The following is a 17640-nucleotide window of genomic DNA, read 5'->3' as shown; positions in this document are numbered from 1 at the left end:
GGCAATTTTTGGAAAGAAATCGAAAATCGGCCCTGCCCAGTGCCGGACGCGATAATTTGGGTTTCCCCGCGTCGGGCTGCACATCACATGAACTGGCTCCAACACATCCCCGTCGGGCTGCAGACCGTGGTCCTGCTGGCCATGAGCAATGTCTTCATGACCTTCGCCTGGTATGGCCACCTGAAGAACCACGCCTCGTCGCCCTGGTACGTGGCAGCCCTTGTCAGCTGGGGCATCGCGCTGTTCGAGTACCTGCTGCAGGTGCCCGCCAACCGCATAGGCCACACGCAGTTCAGCGTGGCGCAGCTCAAGATCATCCAGGAGGTGATCACGCTGGCGGTGTTCGCGCCCTTTGCCGTGCTCTACCTGAACCAGCCGCTCAAATGGGACTTCCTCTGGGCCGGGCTGTGCATGGTGGGCGCGGTGTACTTTATTTTTCGCAGCGGCTGACAGGGCGGCGCGCCGGCGCGCAAAAACGCGCCTGGGACTCAAGAGTACACTTCGCCCCGTTCAAGCCGGGAAGCCATGCCAAGCATCCGCAATGTGACGCAGTGAGTCGCCTGGTTCCCCCTGTTTCCCGGTAAGGAGCATTCATGCTTTTTGGCAAGTTATTGCCGCGCGAAGGCAATTTTTTCGAGATGTTCAACCAGCATGCCGATCGCATCGTCGAAGCCGCGCATGCCTTCTCGCAGCTTGTCGCCAACTACAACGATCCTCATCTTCGCGAGAAGTACAACGAGGACGTGAACAACGCCGAGCGTGCCGCAGACCGCGTGACGCACGACGTCACCAAGGCGCTGCACAAGACCTTCATCACGCCGCTGGACCGCGAGCACATCCACTCGCTGATCAACACCATGGACGACGTGGCCGACCTGATCCAGGACTCGGCCGAGACCATGGCGCTGTACGACGTGCGCCACATGACGGAAGAGATCACGCGCCTGACGGACCTGTGCGTGCGCTGCTGCGAGCGGCTGCGCGATGCGGTCAAGCTGCTGTCGCGCATCTCCGATCCCTCGGTGGTGGACGCGGCGATGAAGACCTGCGAGGAAATCGACCGCCTCGAATCGGACGCCGACCGCGTGATGCGCTCGGCCATGAGCAAGCTGTTCCGCGAAGAGCCCGATGTGCGCGAAGTCATCAAGCTCAAGGCCATCTACGAGCTGCTGGAGACGGTGACCGACCGCTGCGAGGACGTGGCCAACCTGATCGAGGGCATCGTCCTCGAGAATTCCTGAGCCCTCGCGGAGTCGTTTCTCTATGGAATCCGTACAAGCGGCCCTGTGGGTCGTGATCCTGCTGGTGGTGCTGGCCCTGCTGTTCGACTTCATGAACGGCTTCCACGATGCTGCCAACTCGATCGCCACCGTGGTCTCCACGGGCGTGCTCAAGCCCACGCAGGCCGTGGCCTTCGCGGCCTTCTTCAACGTGGTGGCGGTCTTTGTCTTTCACCTGAGCGTGGCAGCCACCGTGGGCAAGGGGATCGTGCAGCCCGGCATCGTCGACACGCATGTGGTCTTCGGTGCCCTGGTCGGTGCCATTGCCTGGAACGTGATCACCTGGCACTACGGCATCCCCAGCAGTTCCTCGCATGCGCTGATCGGCGGCATCGTGGGCGCGGTGATGGCCAAGGCCGGCGCAGGCGCACTGATTGCCAGCGGCATCGGGAAGACCGTGGCCTTCATCTTCGTCTCGCCGCTGCTGGGCTACCTGCTAGGCTCGCTGATGATGGTGCTGGTGGCCTGGGTCTGCCGGCGCGCCGCGCCCAACAGGGTGGACCGCTGGTTCCGCAGGCTGCAGCTGGTCTCCGCCGGTGCCTATAGCCTGGGCCACGGCGGCAATGACGCGCAAAAGACCATCGGCATCATCTGGCTGCTGCTGATCGCCACCGGTTATGCCAATGCCGGCGACGCCGAGCCGCCGCTGTGGACCATCGTCAGCTGCTACCTGGCCATCGGCCTGGGAACCATGTTCGGCGGCTGGCGCATCGTCAAGACCATGGGTCAGAAGATCACCAAGCTCAAGCCCGTGGGCGGCTTCTGCGCCGAAAGCGGTGGTGCACTGACGCTGTTCTTTGCAACCTTCCTGGGCGTGCCGGTCTCGACCACGCACACCATCACCGGCGCCATCGTCGGCGTGGGCTCCACCCAGCGCGCCAGCGCCGTGCGCTGGGGCGTGGCAGGCAACATCGTCTGGGCCTGGGTGCTGACGATCCCTGCCAGCGCCTTCGTGGCATCGATTGCCTACTGGATCAGCCTGCAGCTGTATTGAGCCGGGGCTGCTGCCGCCAAAAAGAAAGACCGCTCATGGCGGTCTTTCTTTTTTCGGGGGAGGCGTTGGCTGCGCCTCACTGCGAAATCTTGCGCGCCTCCTCCACCTGGTGCTCGAAGTAGTGCTGGAAACTGTAGGCAATGCTGGCCATGAGCACGGCGGCGCCCAGCATCAGCGACAGCGCAATGGCAAAGATGGTTGACCAGCCCGTGCGTCCGGCCTGCGCCTGCACGTCAATGCCGGGGTTGTGGCGCCGGTTCCAGGCTTCGGTATCGGTCAGCCCGTAGAGGATGGCGCGCAGCGCGCAGCCGGCGATGGTGAAGCCCAGCAGCGGAATCAGCAGCCAGCTGAGCTGGTCGTCCTGTCCCAGTTGCTGCACGCGTTCGATGCCGTACACGCCCAGCGCCGTGGGCACGGGCAGCAGCCAGCCCAGCCAGTCGCCGAGCCCATGCAGGTAAAAGCGATGCAGCCCCAGCGGCCCGCCCACAAAGGCCAGCCAGGCGGCCAGTGTCTTGTTCCTGGGGCGGGGAGCCCGGTCGGCGCCGGTGGTCTGGGGCAGGGGCGTGCTGGGTCGGTTCATGCGCCCATTATTCGGGCGAACTGCGGTCGCCGTCTCCCAGGGTCTTCTCCATGAGCACGATGTCCAGCCAGCGGCCGAACTTCCATCCCATGGAGCGCAGCGTGCCCGCAGGGGTGAAGCCTGCAGCGCGGTGCACCCCGATGGAGCCGGCATTGGCCGAGTCGCCGATCACCGCCAGCAGCTTGCGCACGCCGGCCGCCTCGCAGTCGTGCGACAGCGCATCGATCAACAGGCGGCCCACGCCCTGGCCGCGTGCCGCGTCATGCACATAGATGGAATCCTCGGCAGAAAAACGATAGGCCGGGCGCGGCTTGAACCAGTTGGCGTAGGCAAAGCCCAGCACCTGGCCCTGTGCGTCCACGGCGACCAGATAGGGCAGGCCCTTGGCCAGCACATCCGCGCGGCGCGTGGCCATGTCGGCTTCGGAAGGGGGATCGGTCTCGAACGTTCCTGTGCCATGCAGCACGTGGTGGCGGTAGATGGCGGTGATGGCAGCGAGATCGCTGTACTGGCTTGGGCGGATGGTAGGCATGAGAAAAGAAGTTCGATATAATCGCTGGTTTTACGGCGTGTCGCTGGCCGGGTGGCCATGTCGCGTGTCTCAAACGCCGCAAAACTCTGTGCAGCCATTTATTGTGTGTTAATTACGTGGTGGCTGCGCCACCCGAAGGAAAATCATGGTCGTCATTCGACTCTCTCGCGGCGGTTCCAAGGCCCGTCCGTTCTACAACATCGTTGCTGCTGACAAGCGCGTTCGCCGCGATGGTTCGTTCATCGAACGTCTGGGCTTCTACAACCCCAACGCCCGTGGTGGCGAAGAGGGTCTGCGCGTTGCTCTGGACCGCGTGAACTACTGGAAGGGCGTTGGCGCGCAGGCTTCCGAGACCGCAGAGCGCCTGATCAAGCAGGCCACCCAGAAGACTGCTGCTTAATCCAGCACCCCTTCTGAAATCGGGTTCCGTTGGCTTGTCTGACGGGGCCCGTTTTTGTTTTCCCCCTCCGGATCGCCTTGCACCGATCTGCATTGACCGTCCACCTACTGCCTACCGACTGCCATGAGCCACATGCCTGAACTCGAAGCCAGCGTCCTGCCTGCCGATGCCGTGGAGGTCGGGCGCATCGCCGATGCCTGGGGCATCAAGGGCTGGTTCAAGGTGGCGGCCTTCAGTTCCGACCCCGAGGCCCTGTTCACGGCCAAGCAGTGGTATCTGCAGCCCGCCGAAAAAGGCGCCCGGCAGTTCACCGGAACCGTGCTGCTGCCGGTCAAGCAGGCGCGCGTGCACTCCGACTCCGTCGTCGCCACCTCGCCCGCCGTGAACGACCGCAACGCTGCCGAGGCCCTGCGCGGTGCACGCATCTTCGTGGCGCGCAGCGATTTTCCGCAGCCCGAGGATGGCGAGTATTACTGGGTCGACCTGCTGGGCCTGTCCGTGGTCAACCGCGAAGGCGTGGCCCTGGGCATCGTCCGAGACCTGCTGTCCACCGGCCCGCAGACCGTGCTGGTGCTGGCCTATGAAGAGGATGGCAAGGAGCGCGAGCGCATGATTCCCTTTGTCGACGCCTATGTGGACAAGGTGGATCTGCCGGGCAAGACCATCGTTGCCGACTGGCAGCCCGACTACTGATCGCCGACATCCATGCGCTTCGACATCCTCACGCTGTTTCCCGAGCTGTTCACGCCGTTTCTCGAAAGCGGCGTGACGCGCCGGGCCTATGCCTCGGGCCAGGTCGGCGTGCACCTGTGGAATCCGCGCGACCATGCCCAGGGCAACTACCGGCGCGTGGACGACCGCCCCTTCGGCGGCGGGCCGGGCATGGTGATGATGGCCGAGCCGCTGCAGCGCTGCCTGGAGGCGGCGCAGCAGGCGCGCCGCGACGCGGGCGAGACCGAGCCGGCGCCGGTGGTGCTGTTTTCGCCGATAGGCACGACGCTGCGCCACTGCGTGGTCGCCGACTGGGCGCAGGGGCAGGGTGCCATCTTGCTGTGCGGCCGCTACGAGGGGTTGGACCAGCGCTTCATCGATGCCCATGTCACGCACCAGCTGAGCCTGGGCGACTTCGTGCTCTCCGGTGGCGAGATTGCCGCCATGGCCTTGCTCGATGCCGTGGCCCGGTTGCAGCCCGGCGTGCTCAACGACGAGGGCAGCTTCCAGCAGGACAGCTTCAATCCCGCGCTCGACGGCCTGCTCGATTGCCCGCACTACACGCGCCCCGAAGTCTGGGAAGGGCGCGAAGTGCCGGCGCCGCTGTTGTCTGGGCACCACGCGCAGATCGAGCGCTGGCGCCGCGACCAGCGCCTGTCCATCACGGCCAGGCACCGGCCCGAGCTGATAGAGCAGGCGCGCGCCCAGGGCCTGCTCAATGCCAAGGACGAGGGGTTTTTGGCAAAAAACGCCGCCGGGCTATAATCCGCGATTCTTCGATCCTCTATCCGGCCGCTGCTACGAACAAAGCAGCCATGGCGCCAATCCCGGCGCTTGCCAATCCTGGCGCGGACAAGATCGATTGGATGTTGACCATGAATCTGATCCAGACCCTCGAGCAAGAGGAAATCGCCCGTCTGAACAAGACCATCCCCCAGTTCGCCCCCGGTGACACCGTCATCGTGAGCGTGAACGTGGTCGAAGGCAGCCGCAAGCGCGTGCAGGCCTACGAAGGCGTCGTGATCGCCAAGCGCAACCGTGGCCTGAACAGCGGCTTCACCGTGCGCAAGATCTCCAGTGGTGAAGGCGTGGAGCGTACGTTCCAGACCTACTCGCCCCTGATCGCCGGCATCGAAGTCAAGCGTCGCGGTGATGTGCGTCGTGCCAAGCTGTACTACCTGCGCGAGCGCAGCGGCAAGTCGGCCCGCATCAAGGAAAAGCTGCCGTCGCGTGTCAAGGTTTCTGCCGAAGCCTGAGCACCTGCGTCACAGCTGGAAAGCCGCTACAGTCGCCTGTAGCGGCTTTTTTGTTGCCCGGTCGTTTCTCACCACATTCCTTCATTCGTGTCCTCTCTGCCCGATACCGCCATACCCGTGCCGACCGGCGGCCCGACGCCAGCGGCCGTCGCCTCGGTCGCCGACCCGCGCATGGCGCAACTGGTGGGCAGGGACAGCCACCTGCCCGCCGTGCCTCTGGAGGCCCGCGCGCCGGATGCCCTGCGCCAGCGCTTTGCGCGGCCGCCCCGCTGGGCTCCCGAGGTGGTGTGCGAGAAACGCTTCAGCGATCGCCAGCCCACCGATGCCGCCGTGCTCGTGCCCATCGTGCTGCGCTCCGAGCCCACGGTGCTGCTGACCGAACGCACGGCCCATCTGTCCACGCATTCGGGCCAGGTGGCCTTTCCGGGTGGCAAGCGCGATCCTGAGGATGTGTCTGCCCAGGCCACGGCCCTGCGCGAGGCGCAGGAGGAAGTCGGGCTTGCTGCCGGCGATGTGGAAGTGTTGGGCAACCTGCCCATCTACACCACGGGCACGGCCTTTCTGATCACGCCGGTGGTGGCCCTGGTCGATCCCCGGGCGCGCCTGCATCCCAATCCCTACGAGGTGGCGGACGTGTTCGAGGTGCCGCTGTCCTTTTTGCTCGATCCTGCCAACCATGAGCGCCACGCCATGGTCTGGAACGGCGTGCCGCGCGAATGGTTTGCCATGCCCTACCAGGATGGAGACCGCCAGCGCTACATCTGGGGCGCCACGGCCGGCATGCTGCGCAATCTTTACCGATTCCTGTCGGCCTGATGCCCGGATGGGGTGCCGTGCCACCCCGGGGTCACGGGCCTGCCCGCATGCGCCAGTATGATGGCCGGATGAGTTTCTTTGCCATTCTGATCGCCTTGCTGATCGAGCAGGCGCGCCCCCTGACGCCGGCCAACCTGGTGCACACAGGCTATAGGGCCTGGACGGTTTCGGTGCGCCGCAACTTCGATGCCGGCCAGGCGCACCACGGCTGGCTGGCCTGGACCGTGGCGGTGGCGCTGCCCTGCGTGCTGGTGACAGGCATCTATCTGCTGCTGCTGTGGGGCGTGGGCTGGCCGCTGGCCATGGTCTGGAATGTGGCCGTGCTCTACGTCACGCTGGGCTTTCGCCAGTTCAGCCACCACTTCACGCGCATCCGCGATGCGCTGGATGCAGGTGACGAGTACGCGGCGCGCGAAGCCCTCGCCCACTGGCAGCAGGTGGACGCCAGCGAAGTGCCCCGCAGCGAGGTGGTGCGCCATGTGATCGAGTACTCGGTGCTGGCGGCGCATCGCCATGTGTTTGGCGTGCTGTTCTGGTTCTCTGCACTGGCGGCGCTGGGCCTGGGTCCGCTGGGTGCCGTGTTCTACCGCATGACCGAGCACCTGTCGCGCTCCTGGTCGCGCAAGGGCCTGCTGGGTGGCAGCCAGGTCAGTGTCCAGTTGCAGCACGCCTCACGGTTGGCCTGGACCGTGATCGACTGGCTGCCCGCACGGCTGACGGCTCTTTCCTTTGCCGTGGTCGGCAGTTTCGAGGAGGCCATCGAGGGCTGGCGCTTCCATGCCCAGCGCTTTCCCAACGACAACGACGGCGTGATCCTGGCCGCCACCTCGGGCGCCATCAACGTGCGCCTGGGCGGCGAGGCACTCAAGCGCCGCGAGGGCATCTCGGTGACCCGGGACGACGGCGAGGAGATCGACCTCGACGTGGACAGCGAAGCCACGCCGGGCCGTGAGCCCGAGATCGGCCACCTGCGCAGCGTGGTCGGCCTGGTCTGGCGCTCGGTCGTGGTCTGGCTGCTGCTGCTGGCGCTGCTGTCGCTGGCGCGCCTGTTGGGCTGAGTGCGGAGCCTGCGGGCGAGTCCTGGATGACGCCCCTTTGGAGGCGTCGTTTCCTCCCTCCCGGAGCGGCCCGGTGGCGTTTGGGGGAGGCTCAATACTTCGTGGCCTGACTCAACTCATCAAACAGCTCGGCATAGATGCAGTACCGGTTGGCACTGATGTCATGGTCGGCGTCCATGCCGTGTTCCTCATCCTCCACGCGCGGCATGACCGCGCATCCGGGCTCGTGCAGGTGGGTGCAGTTGTAGAACTTGCATTCCTGCGCATGGGCGCCGATGTCGGGCATGCAGCGGGGCAGGTCGGTGGGTTCGATGTGGCGCAGGCCGAACTCCTGGAAGCCCGGCGAGTCGATCAGGGCTGTCGTGCGCTCCTCGTCCATCCAGTACCAGCTGGTCGTGGTGGTCGTGTGCTTGCCGGAGTTCAGTGCCTGCGAGATCTCGTTGGTGGCCGCGCGTGCGCCGGGGACCAGCAGGTTGATCAGGGTGCTCTTTCCCGAGCCGGAAGGGCCCAGCACCAGCGTGGCCTTGCCCTTGAGGTGCTTCATCAGCAGCTGCCGATCGGCCTCGCCCTCATTGGCCAGCGACAGCGACAGCACCTCGTAGTGCGGCTTTTCCTGGCCCAGGTACATCTCGCGATAAGGCTCCAGGCGCTCCCAGGCGTCGGCAAAGGGCTCGGCCAGGTCACGCTTGTTGAGGGCAATCAGGGGCTTGATGTGGGTGGCTTCGGCAGTGATCAGGGCGCGGGCCAGCTGGCTTTCGGAGAAGACCGGCTCGGCGGCGATCAGGATCAGCACCTGGTCGATGTTGGCTGCAAAGGACTTGGTGCGTATCTCGTCCTGCCGGTAGAACAGGTTGCGCCGCTCCAGCACCTTTTCTATGGTGCCTTCCTCCCCCTGGCCTGGGGGCGGAAGTTGCCAGCGCACGCGGTCGCCCACCACGGTCTGGCTCTTCTTGCCGCGCGGGTGGCAGATGTGGCGCGAGCCGTCTTCGGTCTCGACCACGCAATGGCGGCCATGGCTGGAGACGACCAGGCCTTCGTGCAGTGCGGAGCGCTCAGCCATGGGTCAGCGGGGTGCGATTCATGGGCGCGTCAGCAACGCATCGATGCGGCGTGCGCATTCGATGTCGGTGGACGAGATGCCGTTCACGTCATGCGTGTTCAGGCGTACACCGCAGCGGCCGTAGCTGACGGTCAGGTCGGGATGGTGGTCCTGCTGGTGGGCGATCAGGGCCAGCGCATTCACGAAGGCCATGGTCTCGTAGTAGTTGGCGAAGGCGTAGCTCTTGGCGATGGCATCGCCATCGAGCTGCCAGCCCGGCAGGGCGGCCAGTGCGGTGTGCAGTTCGTCGGAAGTCAGCGCGCGGCGCTGCTGGTTGGACCAGTCCTGTTGTTGCAAGCGTTGTGTGCTCATGGTGAGTGCGTATGGTTCAGGTCGGAGAGGGCATGCGCGCCAGCCGGGCGAGGGCGGGCGGATGCGAGTAGTAAAAGCTCACGTACCAGGGATCGGGCGTGAGCGTTGAAGCATTGTCCTCGTACAGCTTGAGCAGTGCCGAGGCCAGGTGGGCGCCGCTGGCCTGTTGCATGGCGTAGGCATCGGCTTCGAACTCGTCGCGGCGCGACAGGGCCGAGAACAGTGGGGTGACAAAGAAGCTGAACACCGGCACGGCCAGCAGGAACAGCAGCAGCGCCACGGCCTCGTTGCCGGCGCCGATGCCGCTGTGTCCCAGCGCAAGGTCCAGACCCGGACGGACGCCCAGGCCCAGGTAGAACCACAGCTGCTGCGACAGCCAGCCCAGCAGCGCAAAGCCCGCCAGGCTGGCGGCAAACATCAGCAGCATGCGCTTGAGGATGTGGCGGTGCTTGAAATGGCCCAGCTCATGCGCGAGCACGGCCTCCACCTCGTCGGCGTCCAGCTGCTTGAGCAAGGTGTCGAAGAACACCACGCGCTTGGAGTGGCCGAAGCCCGTGAAATAGGCATTGGCATGTGCCGAGCGGCGGCTGCCGTCCATCACGAACAGGCCCTTGGCCGTGAAGCCGCAGCGCTGCATCAGTGCGCTCACGCGCTCCTTGAGCGGGCCGTCCTCCAGTGGATCGAACTTGTTGAACAGCGGTGCGATGAAGGTCGGGAAGATCCACATCAGCAGCAGGTTGAAGCCCGTCCAGACGGCCCATGCCCAGAGCCACCACAGGTCGCCGGCCGAACCCATGAGCCACAGGATCAGTGCCGCAATCGGAAGGCCGATGGCTGCGCCCATGGCCGTGGACTTGGCGGCATCGGCCAGCCACAGCCGCAGCGTCATCTGGTTGAAGCCGAAGCGCTGCTCCAGCACAAAGGTCTGGTAGAGCGACAGCGGCAGCTCCACCAGGCCGGAGATCAGAGCAAAGCTGGCCAGCAGCGCCAATTGCTGCCACAGGCCGGCGCCCATCCATTCCAGCAACTGCTGGTTGAGTGCATCCAGCCCGCCCAGCAGCGTCCATGCGAGCAGCACCACGGCGCCCAGCGTCATGTCGATCAGGGCAGCGCGTGCCTTCGCCAGTGTGTAGTCGGCGGCCTTCTGGTGGGCGGCCAGGCTGATGCGCTGCGCAAAGGCCTCGGGCACCTGCGCTCTGTGGCCTGCCACATGGCGCACCTGGCGCGAGGCCAGCCAGGCGCGCAGCAGCCACTGGGCCAGCACGGCTGCGGCAAACAGCAGGGAAAGCGTCGATGAAAAATCGGGGTTGAAGACCATGTGGCCGCAGTGTAGGCGACAATTTGGGCCATGTCCGAAGCCTCCAGCGCCTGCATTCCCGTCCCCGCCGAATCCGGCACGCCCGTCACCCTGAGCAAATCCGACCTCAATCTCGTCTGGCTCGACTGCGAGATGACCGGGCTGCAGCCCGACACCGATCGCATCATCGAGATCGCCGTGGTCGTCACCAGCCCGGACCTTGCCACGCGCATCGAGGGTCCTGTGTTCGCCATCCATCAAAGCGATGCCCTGCTCGACGGCATGGACGCCTGGAACAAGGGCACGCACGGCAGGAGCGGCCTGATCGAGCGCGTCAAGGCATCGACCACCACCGAGGCCGATGCGGAAGCCGCGCTGATCAAGTTCCTGGCGCAGTACGTTCCCAAGGGCAAGGCGCCGCTGTGCGGCAACAGCATTGGCCAGGACCGGCGCTTCATGGAGCGCTACATGCCCAAGCTCAACGACTTCTTTCACTACCGCAACGTTGATGTCAGCACCCTCAAGGAACTGGCCAGGCGCTGGAAGCCCGATGCCTACGCATCCTTCAAGAAGGCCCAGCGCCACACGGCGCTGGCCGATGTGCATGAATCCATCGATGAGCTGGCGCACTATCGCGCACGCCTGCTGAGCGTCTAGCGCCCGGAGCCGGGGCCCTCCGGCCATTTTTGTGCAGGGGGCTTGCGGGAAAACCCCAGGAGTGCGACAATCTACAGCTTGCCTCCATCAACAAGGGGCAATTTGCACATCTCCATCACACAAGGGCTCCTGCGCTGTGTGTCTGAGGTCGATGTCCACAGACCATCCATGAAGGCTTTCATGGATGGCGGGACCATCGGTTTCGGACCAGCCGAAAACGCCCATCCGCCCTTTTGCGAAGGGCCGGTCAAGTCTGACGGTGGATGTTGACCCAACCGTCGAGAAAAGCGTGGCAGATCGCTGACTGCGCGTGCTTTTCGTTAGAGCCATTCATGAACGACATCTCTCAAGAGCAGGGCATCATTGCCGCTGCCGATTCCTCTTTTGCTTGCGCTGCCCAAGCCTCTTCCGTGCTGGACGCCGCCGTTGCCGGTGCCGAGCAGGCCGCCGAGTCGCAGGCCGCTGCTGAAACCGTCGAGGGCGCCGAAGCCGCTCAGGCAGCTCCCGAACTCCCCAACGCCTTCGTCGAGCTGGGCCTGGCTGAAGAGCTGGTCCGCGCCGTTGCCGATCTGGGCTACACCCAGCCCACGGCCGTGCAGGCGCAAGCCATTCCCCTGGCCATGGGCAGTGGTGATCAGGCCTTCATCGACCTGATGGTTTCCAGCCAGACCGGCTCGGGCAAGACCGCCGCCTTCCTGCTGCCCGTGCTGCACACGCTGATCCAGCAAAAGGCTGACGAGGAAGCCGCCATCCGCGCCGAATATGACCGCCAGTGCGCCGAGGCCACTGCCAGCGGCCAGCCCACGCCCAAGCGCAACAAGCGCAAGGACCCCACCAATCCCCGCAACTTCAAGGCGGCCGTTCCCGGCGCCCTGATCCTGTGCCCCACGCGCGAGCTGGCTCAGCAGGTGGCGCATGACGCCATCGAACTGGTCAAGCACTGCCGTGGCATCCGCATTGCCAACGTGGTGGGCGGCATGCCCTACCAGCTGCAGATTGCCAAGCTGCAGAACGCCAACCTCGTGGTGGCCACGCCTGGCCGTCTGCTGGACCTGCAGCGCTCGATGCAGATCAAGCTCGACCAGGTGCAGTTCCTGGTGGTCGACGAGGCCGACCGCATGCTGGACCTGGGCTTCTCGGACGATCTGGCCGAAGTCAACGACCTGACGGCCCAGCGCAAGCAGACCATGATGTTCAGCGCCACCTTCGCGCCCCGCATCCAGCAGCTGGCCATGCGCGTGATGCATGACGGCGGATCGGGCGTGAAGAAGGTCACCATCGACACGCCCCAGGAAAAGCACGCCAACATCAAGCAAGTGCTGTTCTGGGCCGACAACTCCCAGCACAAGCGCAAGCTGCTGGACCACTGGCTGCGCGACACCACCATCAACCAGGCCATCGTCTTCGCATCGACCCAGGTCGAGTGCGACGGCCTGGCCAACGACCTGCAGCAGGACGGCTTCTCGGCCGTGGCGCTGCACGGCGCCCTGAGCCAGGGCCTGCGCAACCGCCGCCTGATGGCGCTGCGCAGCGGCCAGGTGCAGGTGCTGGTGGCGACCGATGTGGCGGCACGCGGCATTGACGTGCCCTCCATCACCCACGTCTTCAACTACGGCCTGCCCATGAAGGCCGAGGACTACACCCACCGCATCGGCCGCACGGGTCGTGCCGGTCGCGAAGGCGTGGCCGTGACGTTCGCGGAATTCCGTGACCGCCGCCGCATTTTCGATATCGAAGGCTACAGCCGTCAGCAATTCAAGGCCGAGGTGATTCCTGGTCTCGAGCCTGCACAGCGCGCACCCAGCAGCAACGAAGGCCGTGGCGGCCGTCGTGGCGGCGGCTTTGAAGGCCGTGGTGGTGATCGCCGAGGCTCCGCCGGCGGTGGTCGTGGTGGTTTCGGTGGCGACCGCGGCTTCGGCGGTGGTGACCGCGAGCGCAGCTTTGGTGATCGCGGTGGCGACCGTGGCTTCGGCCCCCGCCGTGATTCGGAAGGCTATGGCCGCAAGGCCGGCTTCGGCAGCTTCGGTGGCGGCCAGCGTGAAGGCGGCTTCGGCCAGGGTCAGCGCGAAGGCGGCTTTGGCCAGGGCCAGCGCGAAGGCGGCTACAGCCAGGCTCCGCGTGAAGGCGGCTTTGGCCGTGGCGGCGAAGGCCGTGGCTTCGGCGGCGACCGTGGCGCTGCGCGCGGCGGCGACCGTCGTGAGGGTGCTCCCCGCGATGGCGGCCACCGCGATGGCGGCCACCGCGATGGCGGCTTCCGTGGTGCATCCGGTGAGTCGCGTGGCTTCGGCGGTGAATCCCGCGGCGGCTTCGGCGGTGGTGAGCGCCGTCCGGCCTTTGGCAAGAGCGCTCCCAAGCCTTACTCGCCCCAGGGCGGCGATCGCAAGCGCGCCGTGCGCTGATCGATTCCGGCTTTGCATGCAGACCGGCCCTTCGGGGCCGGTTTTTTTTGGGCAATCCGCCTGCCTGCCTGGCGCTGCCTGTGTTCGTGGCGCAGAACCTGCTGTCTGGCGGGCTCTGCGACTGCCATAATCGCGGCGCGGAGGTGCCCTGTGGAGTCTTTGATCGCGTCCAGTGTGGATTTTGAGCACATGTTCGAACTGGCCCCCGTCTCGTTATGGCTGGAGGACTACAGCGCGCTCAAGCGCCTGCTCGACCAGTGGCGAGCACAGGGCGTGACCGATCTGCAGGCGCATTTTTCTGCCCATCCGCAGGCACTGCAGCAGTGCAGTGCCGCGCTCAGGGTGGTTCGCGTCAACCAGCGCACGCTGGACCTGTTCGGCGCCGCGGACCAGCAGACCTTTCTCGACAGCCTGGGCCAGGTGTTCCGTGACGACATGCATGCCGGCCTGGCCTGCGAGCTGCAGGAGCTTTGGAAGGGCTCGCCGACTTTTGCCAACCGCACCGCCAACTACACGCTGGACGGGCGCCGGCTGGACGTGCAGATCCGTGGCCGCATCCTGCCCGGCCATGAGGAGCTTTGGGACTGCGTGCTGGTGTCGCTGGAGGACGTGACGGCCGAGATGCGCAGCACGCGGCAGCTGCACCGCAGCGAGCAGTACTCGCGCGACCTGTTCGAGTACTCGCCCGTGTCGCTGTGGGTCGAGGACTTCAGCTCCATCAAGCGCCTGCTCGACGATGTGCGCGCCCAGGGCATCAGCGATTTCGCCACCTTCCTCAAGGTGCATCCGGAATTCATCTCGCGCTGCATGCAGGAGATTCGCGTCATCGACGTGAACCGCCAGACGCTGCGCATGTTCGGTGCCACCGACAAGCTGCAGCTGCTGAGCCGGCTGGGCCGCATCTTCCGCGATGAAATGATCGACTCCTTTGCCGATCAACTCCAGGACCTGTGGAACGGCAAGCTCGTGCAGCACCGCGAAGTGGTGAACTACGCGCTGTCGGGCGACACGCTGCACATCCACATGCAGCTGGCCGTGCTGGACGGCCATGCGGACGACTGGGGGCTGGTGCTGCTGTCCCTGGTGGATATCACGGCACGCAAGAAGGCCGAGGCCTATCTGGAATACCTGGGCAAGCACGACGTGCTCACCCAACTGCGCAACCGCGCCTTCTATATCGAGGAATTGAACCGCCTGGCGCGCAAGGGGCCGTGGCCGCTGGCCGTGATCGCCATCGACATGAATGGTCTCAAGGAGGCCAATGACGAGCATGGCCATGCCGCAGGCGACGACATGCTTCGCCGCGTGGGCGAAGTGCTGACCAAGGCCGTGGATGCGCCCGCTTGTGCGGCACGCGTGGGCGGCGACGAATTCATGGTGCTGCTGCCAGCCTCGGACGAGCGCGGCGCCGAAGCCGTCAAAGAGCGCATCCTGTCCCTGCTGGAGCTCAACAACCAGTTCTATCCGGGTCAGCTGGTCAGCCTGTCCATGGGCGTGGCCTGTTGCAACGAGGGCAGCCAGCTGGAGGCCACCGTGTCACGCGCGGACCAGGCCATGTATGCCGAAAAGGCGCGCTACTACAAGGAAAAAATGCTGGACCGCCGCGCGGGCCGGGCATAGACGCCCGGGATCCCGGGAGCAGTGGCCTTCAGGCCTCCGAGGCATGCCGCCCGATTTCGGGCCAGCGGTGATGCAGGTAGATCCACGACGCCAGCCCGATCAGCATCATGCTGATCGAGCCCAGGGCCAGCAGCACCGTCGAATGCATCACCAGAGGCGCCAGCACGCCGGCCACGATGCCATTGGCCGTGGAGCCCACCACGGCCTGCAGCGATGAGGCCAGGCCGCGCCGCTCGGGATGGATGTCCAGCACCAGCAAGGTCACGACGGGCACCATCATGGCCCAGCCGAAGGCGAACACACCCACGGGAATCAACGCCCAGCTCACATGGGCAGGCCAGATCAGGTTGGCAACCAGGTTGACGATGGACACCACGAACATGATCACGAAGCCGTGGCGGATCTGGTGCTTGGGTGGAATGCGCCCGGCCAGCCGGCCGCTCACCCAGGCGCCGCCCATGATGCCCGAGATCGAAATCACGAAGAACCAGAAGAACTGCTGCGGCTGCAGGTGCAGCAGGTCGCCCAGGAAGGCGGGGGCCGACAGCACGTACAAAAACATGCCGTTGAACGGCACGCCGCTGGCAAAGGCCAGCAGCACAAAGCGCGGATCGCTGCACAGCGCCTTGTAGCCCTGCATCAGTGGCTTGAACCGGAAGGGCTGGCGCTGCGCCTGCGGCAGAGACTCGGGCAGAAAGCGCCAGTTGATGCTCCACAGCAGCACGCCCACCAGCGTCAGGAACCAGAATACGGCCGCCCAGCCCAGGTGCACGAACAGCCAGCCGCCCAGCACCGGCGCCAGCGCCGGGGCAATGCCGAAGAAGATGGTGATCTGGGCCATCACGCGCTGGGCCTGGGCAGGCGGAAACAGGTCGCGCACCACGGCGCGCGACACCACGATGCCGGCGCCCGTGGACAGGCCCTGCAGCGCCCGGAACAGCACCAGTTGCGTGATGTTCTGCGACAGCGCGCAGCCTGCCGAGGCCAGCGTGAACACGGCCAGTCCCCATAGCACCACGGGGCGGCGGCCAAAGCTGTCGGCCATGGCGCCATGGAAAAGGTTCATGAAGGCAAAGCCGAACAGATAGGCCGACAGCGTCTGCTGCATCTGCAGCGGCGTGGCGTTCAAGGCCTGGGCGATGCCCGAGAAGGCCGGGATGTAGGTATCGATCGAGAACGGCCCCAGCATGCCCAGGATGGCAAGCAGGACGGCCAGGGCCCAGCGCGGGCCCTGCCAGAGCGGGGAAACATTTTGTGGCATGCAGGCGAGGCGGTTGTGCGCTGCAGGCGGGCCACAGGCGCAGAAGAGGGCCGCACACTCATGCGTCTGCGGCAGGGTGACACTGTAGCGGCTTGGCTGGAATCCGGTGTGACGGATGGCTTGGCGAATGACCTGGGCGATGGAATGAGTTGATAGTTTGTATCTAAATTATATAAATATCGATAAAATTTATCTTTTTCGCCCGCATGCACAGGTCCGCCGTCGGGTGGATGGCATGGTTCTGGGCGCTTTCGCCAAGGATCTTTCATGACTGTTTCTCGCCGCACGTTGATATCAGGCCTGGCTCCGGCCGCGTTGCAGCTGACCGCCGGCGCGGCCTGGTCCAAGGGCCACCGGCTGCAGCTGTCGGCGGCCTATGGCGATGGCATCTTCCACACGCAGAACCTGCGCAATTTCGCGGCACGCGTGGGTGCCGACACCCGGCAGTCGCTGGAGATCGAGGTGGTGTCCGGCTCGGCGCTCAAGCCCATGGCGCAGGTGCTGCCTGCGCTCAAGCGCAATGACCTCCAGTTCGGCGAAGTGCTCATGTCGTCCTGTGCGGATATCCACCCGCTGCTGGCCATGGACTCGCTGCCTTTCATGGTGCGTGGCTTTGACGAGGCCGCGCGCCTGTGGCAGTTGACCCGCCCCGTGCTGCAGGAGTTCTTGCTGGCCCAGCAGGGCGCGCGCCTGCTGTTTGCCGTGCCCTGGCCGGCGCAGGGTCTCCTGAGTCGGCGCCCGGTCCACAGCATCGCGGATCTCAAGGGCCTCAGGCTGCGTGTGCAAAGCGATGCGACCAAGCGGTTGGCCGAGCTCTGGGGGGCGCAGCCGGTGGTGATTGCCGCAGGCGATCTGGGTGCCGTCGTGGAGCAAGGTGGCATCGATGCCATGATTACCTCCAGCGCCACGGGCGCCGACATCCAGGCCTGGAAGGCCATGAAGGTGTTTCTGGATATCAAGGCCTGGATTCCCAAGAACATGCTTTGCGTCAGCGAACTTGCCTGGAGGGGCTTCACCGAGCCCGAGCGCCAGGCCATTGGCCGCGCTGCCGAGTCGGCTGAAAAAGATGGCTGGGCGCTGGCCCAGCAGGCCGATGAGCTGGGCAAGAAGATCCTTGCCGATAACAAGGTGTCCGTGGCCGCGCCGTCGGCGGATCTGCGCCACATGCTGGATTTGGTGGGCGAGCGCTTTGGTCGCGAGTGGGTGGCCAAGGCCGGCAGCAGCAATATGTCGGTGCTGATGGAGTACAACAAGAAAAGGCACTGAGCGCCGGTGCGCTGAGTGCCTTTTTCGGGGTGTTGGTGGTGGGCCCTGAGTGATTCGAACACTCGACCAACGGATTAAGAGTCCGCTGCTCTACCAGCTGAG

General features: G+C 65.3%; 19 protein-coding genes. 13 read left to right on the top strand and 6 right to left on the bottom strand.

What is annotated here, in order from left to right; translation table 11 throughout:
* Positions 1-87: 87 nt before the first annotated feature.
* The 3 genes from L995_RS17140 to L995_RS17130 all read left to right on the top strand — a co-directional run bounded on the left by L995_RS17140 (position 88) and on the right by L995_RS17130 (position 2274).
* On the top strand, positions 88-450 hold the full coding sequence (locus tag L995_RS17140) for a DMT family protein (protein ID WP_016445777.1): 363 nt from the start codon (positions 88-90) through the stop codon (positions 448-450).
* A 143-nt stretch (positions 451-593) separates the two neighbouring features.
* Positions 594-1241 carry a DUF47 domain-containing protein gene (locus tag L995_RS17135; protein ID WP_016445778.1) on the top strand — a complete coding sequence of 216 codons (648 nt, stop codon included), beginning with the start codon at positions 594-596 and terminating at the stop codon, positions 1239-1241.
* Positions 1242-1263: 22 nt separating this feature from the next.
* Entirely contained in the window at positions 1264-2274 is a 1011-nt protein-coding gene (locus L995_RS17130; RefSeq protein ID WP_016445779.1) for an inorganic phosphate transporter, read from the top strand.
* A 76-nt stretch (positions 2275-2350) separates the two neighbouring features.
* Here the strand turns inward: L995_RS17130 and L995_RS17125 are convergent, their stop codons facing one another.
* Together L995_RS17125 and L995_RS17120 are read right to left on the bottom strand one after the other, a co-directional pair.
* Positions 2351-2854 carry an NINE protein gene (locus tag L995_RS17125; protein ID WP_016445780.1) on the bottom strand — a complete coding sequence of 168 codons (504 nt, stop codon included), beginning with the start codon at positions 2852-2854 and terminating at the stop codon, positions 2351-2353.
* 7 nt (positions 2855-2861) lie between these two features.
* Positions 2862-3386: a GNAT family N-acetyltransferase gene (locus L995_RS17120; RefSeq protein WP_047472751.1), complete on the bottom strand. Its 525-nt coding sequence runs from the start codon at positions 3384-3386 to the stop codon at positions 2862-2864.
* A gap of 145 nt (positions 3387-3531) precedes the next feature.
* Between L995_RS17120 and rpsP the strand changes: the two genes are divergently transcribed.
* The 6 genes from rpsP to L995_RS17090 all read left to right on the top strand — a co-directional run bounded on the left by rpsP (position 3532) and on the right by L995_RS17090 (position 7627).
* On the top strand, positions 3532-3786 hold the full coding sequence (rpsP, locus tag L995_RS17115) for a 30S ribosomal protein S16 (protein WP_012207143.1): 255 nt from the start codon (positions 3532-3534) through the stop codon (positions 3784-3786).
* A gap of 123 nt (positions 3787-3909) precedes the next feature.
* Positions 3910-4479, top strand: a complete 570-nt coding sequence (gene rimM, locus L995_RS17110) for a ribosome maturation factor RimM (RefSeq protein WP_016445782.1) — start codon at positions 3910-3912, stop codon at positions 4477-4479.
* A 12-nt stretch (positions 4480-4491) separates the two neighbouring features.
* Complete coding sequence (gene trmD / locus L995_RS17105; protein WP_017405202.1) at positions 4492-5262, top strand: tRNA (guanosine(37)-N1)-methyltransferase TrmD; 771 nt, start codon at positions 4492-4494, stop codon at positions 5260-5262.
* 110 nt (positions 5263-5372) lie between these two features.
* The gene (gene rplS / locus L995_RS17100) at positions 5373-5753 is read left to right on the top strand and encodes a 50S ribosomal protein L19 (protein ID WP_016445784.1); all 381 of its coding nucleotides are present in this window, start codon (positions 5373-5375) and stop codon (positions 5751-5753) included.
* 87 nt (positions 5754-5840) lie between these two features.
* A complete protein-coding gene (locus tag L995_RS17095; RefSeq protein ID WP_047472750.1) occupies positions 5841-6569 on the top strand; it encodes a CoA pyrophosphatase in 729 nt (242 codons plus the stop codon).
* Positions 6570-6637: 68 nt separating this feature from the next.
* Positions 6638-7627 carry a CobD/CbiB family protein gene (locus tag L995_RS17090; protein WP_026062341.1) on the top strand — a complete coding sequence of 330 codons (990 nt, stop codon included), beginning with the start codon at positions 6638-6640 and terminating at the stop codon, positions 7625-7627.
* A gap of 91 nt (positions 7628-7718) precedes the next feature.
* Here L995_RS17090 and rsgA read toward each other — a convergent pair whose 3' ends face one another.
* Genes rsgA through L995_RS17075 form a run of 3 tightly spaced genes read right to left on the bottom strand, consistent with a single transcriptional unit; the run spans position 7719 to position 10356 of the window.
* Positions 7719-8687: a ribosome small subunit-dependent GTPase A gene (rsgA, locus tag L995_RS17085; protein WP_016445787.1), complete on the bottom strand. Its 969-nt coding sequence runs from the start codon at positions 8685-8687 to the stop codon at positions 7719-7721.
* Between the two features lie 18 nt (positions 8688-8705).
* Complete coding sequence (locus tag L995_RS17080; RefSeq protein WP_047472749.1) at positions 8706-9038, bottom strand: 4a-hydroxytetrahydrobiopterin dehydratase; 333 nt, start codon at positions 9036-9038, stop codon at positions 8706-8708.
* A gap of 16 nt (positions 9039-9054) precedes the next feature.
* Positions 9055-10356, bottom strand: coding sequence for a M48 family metallopeptidase (locus L995_RS17075; RefSeq protein ID WP_047472748.1), 1302 nt, complete (start codon positions 10354-10356; stop codon positions 9055-9057).
* A gap of 30 nt (positions 10357-10386) precedes the next feature.
* On the opposite strand from L995_RS17075, the gene orn reads away from it, so the two are divergent.
* The 3 genes from orn to L995_RS17060 all read left to right on the top strand — a co-directional run bounded on the left by orn (position 10387) and on the right by L995_RS17060 (position 15011).
* Entirely contained in the window at positions 10387-10992 is a 606-nt protein-coding gene (gene orn, locus L995_RS17070; protein ID WP_016445790.1) for an oligoribonuclease, read from the top strand.
* Positions 10993-11324: 332 nt separating this feature from the next.
* On the top strand, positions 11325-13391 hold the full coding sequence (locus L995_RS17065) for a DEAD/DEAH box helicase (RefSeq protein WP_047472747.1): 2067 nt from the start codon (positions 11325-11327) through the stop codon (positions 13389-13391).
* Between the two features lie 150 nt (positions 13392-13541).
* Positions 13542-15011 (top strand): sensor domain-containing diguanylate cyclase, encoded by a 1470-nt coding sequence (locus L995_RS17060; protein ID WP_016451114.1) that lies wholly within the window; start codon positions 13542-13544, stop codon positions 15009-15011.
* A 28-nt stretch (positions 15012-15039) separates the two neighbouring features.
* Here L995_RS17060 and L995_RS17055 read toward each other — a convergent pair whose 3' ends face one another.
* Positions 15040-16272, bottom strand: coding sequence for a multidrug effflux MFS transporter (locus L995_RS17055; RefSeq protein WP_016445793.1), 1233 nt, complete (start codon positions 16270-16272; stop codon positions 15040-15042).
* 267 nt (positions 16273-16539) lie between these two features.
* Between L995_RS17055 and L995_RS17050 the strand changes: the two genes are divergently transcribed.
* The gene (locus L995_RS17050; RefSeq protein ID WP_047472746.1) at positions 16540-17538 is read left to right on the top strand and encodes a TRAP transporter substrate-binding protein; all 999 of its coding nucleotides are present in this window, start codon (positions 16540-16542) and stop codon (positions 17536-17538) included.
* The last annotated feature ends 102 nt before the right edge of the window (positions 17539-17640 follow it).

Source organism: Delftia sp. ZNC0008 (genome assembly GCF_000799035.1).
GTDB classification, from domain to species: Bacteria; Pseudomonadota; Gammaproteobacteria; order Burkholderiales; family Burkholderiaceae_C; genus Comamonas; species Comamonas tsuruhatensis.
Note: the sequence above shows the minus strand (reverse complement) of the source record. Positions and strands in the feature narration are given on the sequence as shown.

Bases quoted from the DNA above. Each gene is read 5' to 3' on its own strand.
- L995_RS17130 (WP_016445779.1), top strand. From the start codon at position 1,264: ATGGAATCCGTACAAGCGGCCCTGTGGGTCGTGATCCTGCTGGTGGTG.
- rpsP (WP_012207143.1), top strand. From the start codon at position 3,532: ATGGTCGTCATTCGACTCTCTCGCGGCGGTTCCAAGGCCCGTCCGTTC.
- L995_RS17055 (WP_016445793.1), bottom strand. From the start codon at position 16,272: ATGCCACAAAATGTTTCCCCGCTCTGGCAGGGCCCGCGCTGGGCCCTG.
- L995_RS17125 (WP_016445780.1), bottom strand. From the start codon at position 2,854: ATGAACCGACCCAGCACGCCCCTGCCCCAGACCACCGGCGCCGACCGG.
- L995_RS17075 (WP_047472748.1), bottom strand. From the start codon at position 10,356: ATGGTCTTCAACCCCGATTTTTCATCGACGCTTTCCCTGCTGTTTGCC.
- L995_RS17050 (WP_047472746.1), top strand. From the start codon at position 16,540: ATGACTGTTTCTCGCCGCACGTTGATATCAGGCCTGGCTCCGGCCGCG.
- L995_RS17120 (WP_047472751.1), bottom strand. From the start codon at position 3,386: ATGCCTACCATCCGCCCAAGCCAGTACAGCGATCTCGCTGCCATCACC.
- rplS (WP_016445784.1), top strand. From the start codon at position 5,373: ATGAATCTGATCCAGACCCTCGAGCAAGAGGAAATCGCCCGTCTGAAC.
- trmD (WP_017405202.1), top strand. From the start codon at position 4,492: ATGCGCTTCGACATCCTCACGCTGTTTCCCGAGCTGTTCACGCCGTTT.
- L995_RS17090 (WP_026062341.1), top strand. From the start codon at position 6,638: ATGAGTTTCTTTGCCATTCTGATCGCCTTGCTGATCGAGCAGGCGCGC.
- L995_RS17140 (WP_016445777.1), top strand. From the start codon at position 88: ATGAACTGGCTCCAACACATCCCCGTCGGGCTGCAGACCGTGGTCCTG.
- orn (WP_016445790.1), top strand. From the start codon at position 10,387: ATGTCCGAAGCCTCCAGCGCCTGCATTCCCGTCCCCGCCGAATCCGGC.
- L995_RS17065 (WP_047472747.1), top strand. From the start codon at position 11,325: ATGAACGACATCTCTCAAGAGCAGGGCATCATTGCCGCTGCCGATTCC.
- L995_RS17135 (WP_016445778.1), top strand. From the start codon at position 594: ATGCTTTTTGGCAAGTTATTGCCGCGCGAAGGCAATTTTTTCGAGATG.
- L995_RS17080 (WP_047472749.1), bottom strand. From the start codon at position 9,038: ATGAGCACACAACGCTTGCAACAACAGGACTGGTCCAACCAGCAGCGC.
- rsgA (WP_016445787.1), bottom strand. From the start codon at position 8,687: ATGGCTGAGCGCTCCGCACTGCACGAAGGCCTGGTCGTCTCCAGCCAT.
- rimM (WP_016445782.1), top strand. From the start codon at position 3,910: ATGAGCCACATGCCTGAACTCGAAGCCAGCGTCCTGCCTGCCGATGCC.